At 66.2% G+C, this 3,757-nt stretch carries 5 protein-coding genes and 1 pseudogene; 4 read left to right on the plus strand and 2 right to left on the minus strand.

Annotation, left to right across the window (positions count from 1 at the left end; translation table 11 throughout):
- Nucleotides 1-192: 192 nt before the first annotated feature.
- The 4 genes from ACE3S9_RS16440 (at nt 193) to ACE3S9_RS16455 (ending at nt 3,061) form a co-directional block, all read left to right on the plus strand.
- The gene (locus tag ACE3S9_RS16440) at nt 193-747 is read left to right on the plus strand and encodes a c-type cytochrome, methanol metabolism-related (protein WP_374547557.1); all 555 of its coding nucleotides are present in this window, start codon (nt 193-195) and stop codon (nt 745-747) included.
- Between the two features lie 10 nt (nt 748-757).
- Complete coding sequence (locus tag ACE3S9_RS16445) at nt 758-1,621, plus strand: quinoprotein dehydrogenase-associated putative ABC transporter substrate-binding protein (RefSeq protein WP_374547558.1); 864 nt, start codon at nt 758-760, stop codon at nt 1,619-1,621.
- On the plus strand, nt 1,618-2,160 hold the full coding sequence (locus ACE3S9_RS16450) for a rhodanese-like domain-containing protein (RefSeq protein ID WP_374547559.1): 543 nt from the start codon (nt 1,618-1,620) through the stop codon (nt 2,158-2,160). The genes ACE3S9_RS16445 and ACE3S9_RS16450 overlap by 4 nt, the downstream gene beginning before the upstream one ends.
- Before the next feature lie 67 nt (nt 2,161-2,227).
- Entirely contained in the window at nt 2,228-3,061 is an 834-nt protein-coding gene (locus ACE3S9_RS16455) for a quinoprotein dehydrogenase-associated SoxYZ-like carrier (RefSeq protein ID WP_374547560.1), read from the plus strand.
- 21 nt (nt 3,062-3,082) lie between these two features.
- On the opposite strand, the gene ACE3S9_RS16460 is transcribed toward ACE3S9_RS16455, so the two are convergent.
- Both ACE3S9_RS16460 and ACE3S9_RS16465 read right to left on the minus strand, forming a co-directional pair.
- Nucleotides 3,083-3,466, minus strand: coding sequence for a hypothetical protein (locus ACE3S9_RS16460; RefSeq protein WP_374547561.1), 384 nt, complete (start codon nt 3,464-3,466; stop codon nt 3,083-3,085).
- Nucleotides 3,447-3,757: pseudogene (locus ACE3S9_RS16465) on the minus strand (hypothetical protein); the annotation flags it as partial. The pseudogene ACE3S9_RS16465 and the gene ACE3S9_RS16460, both read right to left, overlap by 20 nt.

Genomic DNA, 3,757 nt, shown 5'->3' on the forward strand with positions numbered 1-3,757 from the left:
ACGCTGACGGTCTTCGCCCTCCCCGAGTGACCTTCGGCCTGCATCCGAGCCGGGCGCGTCGCAAGACCCGCCCGGCTTCTTGTTCAGTCAGACATGTTCAAGTCTCATTCGGCGTCAGCACTTGGAGCCGCCCGACACGGGCAGGCGCAAGCGATGCTGCGGCGGACGGAAAATACGGATGGATCTCGCGTCGTGAAAGCTTTCGTTTCTGAAAAACCCGCCCGTCTCGCCTCAACCAGGCGGCTCGCATCGTCCTTGACGGCGCTCTGCGCAGCGCTCGTCTTCGTTGGCGTCGCACAGGCCGACCCCAAAAAGCCGGCGAGCGAAAAGGACGGCCGTTATTTCGACGCCGACGGCAATCCGACCTATAATATCGACGCCAACGGCAAGGTTGACTGGCCCACTTATTCCGGCTTCCAGCGCTATAATGCGGAATGCCTGCGCTGCCACGGCCCGGACGGCATGGGCTCCAGCTACGCCCCGGCGCTGATCGACTCCCTCAAGACGCTGGATTACGCGACCTTCCTCGCCACCGTCGCGCAGGGTCGCAAGAACCTCGCCGGCGGCCAGGAAAAGGTCATGCCTTCGCTCGGCGAAGACAAGAACGTCATGTGCTACCTCGACGACATCTACACCTATCTCAGGGCCCGCTCGGATGATGCGCTGGGCCGCAACAGGCCTGCGGACCATGCTTCCAAATCCGCGGCCTGGCAGGCGGCGCAGGATTCCTGCATGGGCACGAGCTGATCTCGCGGCCATGAGCCTCGCGCGCAAGACCCGACGCGCAGGCAGGGCGCTGATCTGCCTTGCCGCTTTGTTGTCTCCGATTCCGGGCCTGGCGCAGACCAGGCCCGACCTCGTCTCACGCGACCGCCTGCGGGTCTGCGCCGCGCCGGCCGACCTGCCCTTCTCGAACAAGGCCAAGGAAGGCTTCGAGAACAAGATCGCCGAACTGATGGCGGCCGAACTGCAATTGCCGCTGCATTATTTCTGGATGCCGGCTGGTCCGGGCTTCGTGCGCAACACGCTGGGCTCCGACATGTGCGACGTCGTCATCGGTTATGCGGCGCAATCCGACCTGATCGATCATTCCAATCCCTATTACGCCTCGACCTATGTGCTGATCGCGCGCAAGGGCGGCACGCTCGACGGCGTGGACCGCCTCGAGGACCCGCGCCTCAAGGGCGCGAAGATCGGCGTCATCGCCGCCACCCCGCCGGTGGACCATCTGATGGCGCTGGGCCTCTACGACCATGTCAAAAGCTATTCCCTGCTGGTCGACCGCCGCTTCGATTCCCCGGCCGAGGACGCGCTGAACGATCTCGTCGCCGGCGAGATCGACGCCGCCATTCTGTGGGGACCGATCGGCGGCTATTTCGCCAGAAAGGCCGCGACGCCGCTGACCGTCACGCCGCTCGTCACCGACAAGCGCCCGCCGTTCGTGTTCCGCGTCGCCTTCGGCCTGCGCCACGGCGAAACCGAATGGAAGCACAAGCTGAACGCCATCATCGACAAGAGGCGCAAGGATATCGAGGCGATCCTGACGAGCTATGGCGTGCCGCTCGCCCCGATCGGCGCCGCGCCGATCGAGGCTCCCCGGCCCGGCAGGAGCGAGGAATGAGCGCGCGGCGCATCTGGCTGACCTTGGCCCTGGCGCTGCTGTCCGGCGCCGCTCTCGCCGCCGCGCCGCCCGAGCCCGCCGATTATCGACTCGGCGACTATCAGTCGCCGACGCCGGACACGCTCAACGGCCAGCCCGCGCTGACGGTCGAGGCGGCGAAAAACCTGTGGTCCGACCCCAAGGTGCTGTTTGTCGACGTGCTGCCCCATGCGCCGCGCCCCGAAGGCCTGGCGCCCGGCACGGTCTGGCAGGAAAAACCCCATGTCAGCATCGTCCGCGCGGTCTGGCTGCCGGAGGTCGGACGCGGCGCGCTAGCCGCCGAGACGGAGCTTTATTTCAGCCGCAGCCTGACCGAACTCACCGGCGGCGACAAAGCGGCGCCGCTGGTGTTTTTCTGCAAGCGCGCCTGCTGGATGTCGTGGAACGCCGCGAAAAGGGCGCAAGCTTTGGGCTATAGTCGGGTCTATTGGTATTCCGACGGCGTCGAGGGCTGGCGGGAGGCCGGACTGCCGATGGAAGAGATTGCGCCGCGCCCCTGAGCCGGACGCGGCCGGGAATCAAGCGCGGACAAGATGCGCCGCCAAGATACCGTGCGAGGAGGACGCCATGCTCACAAAACGGATGTTCATGCGCTTCGCGGCCTTGTGCCTGGCGGCGCCCGCCGCGGCGCAGGCTCAGCAAGACGGCCCTGAGGCGGACGCGGCAACCAACGAAGACAGTTGGAAATCGCTGCGCAAGCAATTTTTCGGCGCCCGGCCGATCGGCGAGGCGGAGGGCTATATCGTCCTCGACGCCCCGACTCGGGCGGAGGAGGCGGCCCTGGTGCCGATCGACCTGCTGTTTCCCGCGCGCGGCGAAACAGGCGACAGGATCAAGGCGGTCACTGTGATCGTCGATGAAAATCCCGTGCCTCTGGTGACGACTTTGCAGCGCGGCCGGATCGACGGCGAAGCCTTCCAGTTCTCCACCCGCATCCGGGTCAATTCCTATTCCTATGTCCGCGCCATAGCCGAAACCGAGAGCGGCGCGCTGCATATGGCGAAAAGCTTCGTCAAGGCGGCGGGCGGCTGTTCGGCCCCGGCGGGCAAGGATCCGGAGGAGGCGCTGGCCCATGTCGGCAAGATGCGGTTCCGCTCCTTCGCCGCGACCGGGCGCGACGAGGCGCAGGTCCAGATCCGGCACCCCAACTATTCCGGCATGCAGATGGACCAGCAGACCCGGCTCTATACCCCGGCCTGGTATGTCGTCCATGTGCGTGTGCTGCAGGGCGACGACCTGCTGTTCGCGATGGAGAACGGCATTTCGCTGAGCGAGGATCCGACCTTCCGCTTCACCTATCGCGCCAATGGCGCGCCGGTCCGGGTCGAGGCGCAGGATTCGCGGGGGACGAACTTTACCGGCAGCTTCCCGGCCAATGGCGACCCGCCCGCCAAGGGCTGAGTCGCCAAAACCCTGCGGGGCTCAGAAGCAGCGGATTTCGGCTTCCGCCTGCGCCCGGCGCAGATCGGCCACCACATCGTCGAAACGCGCCGCATTGCGGAAGACGTTGGCCGTCAGGCCGACGCCCTGGCGCATGGAGAGCACGGTTTCCGCCTCGACATATTTGTCATAGGGCAGGATCGTGGCCAGCACGTCCTGCGAGCAGGCGCATTTGTGCAGCGCCTCGCGGGTCTGGCCATTGGCGGCCATGCAGGCGAAGACATAATCCGCCCGCGCCTCGGTCGGATAATCATTGGCCGGATCCGCCTCCGCCGCGCAGGCCGGCGAGACGACCGCGAGCGCCAAAGCGAGGGCAAGGCCCTGCGCCAGCGCCCGGCCGGCGCGATCAGCTCTTCTTGCCGTCATAGCGCAGATGTTCCTCAAGCAGCACGGCCCCGGCTCCGTCACGGGCTGAAATATCGATCTCATAGACCGCGCCGGGCAGGTCGGGCGCGACCCGGAACAGATAGGTCAGGCCTTCGAGCCCCTTCATGCGCTCCTTCTCCGGATCGTCCCGGAACGGCGCGACTTCGACGCGCCAGGCCTGTTTCTGCCCGTCGATCTGGTCGGGCGCGCTCGGCGCGTCGCGCAGGGCCCGGCGGATGGCGTTTTTCAGATAACGCGGATTGGCCCCCAGCAGCTTCGACAATTGCTGGA

It is taken from the genome of Rhodoblastus sp. (assembly GCF_041915505.1).
Classification (GTDB): Bacteria; Pseudomonadota; Alphaproteobacteria; order Rhizobiales; family Beijerinckiaceae; genus Rhodoblastus.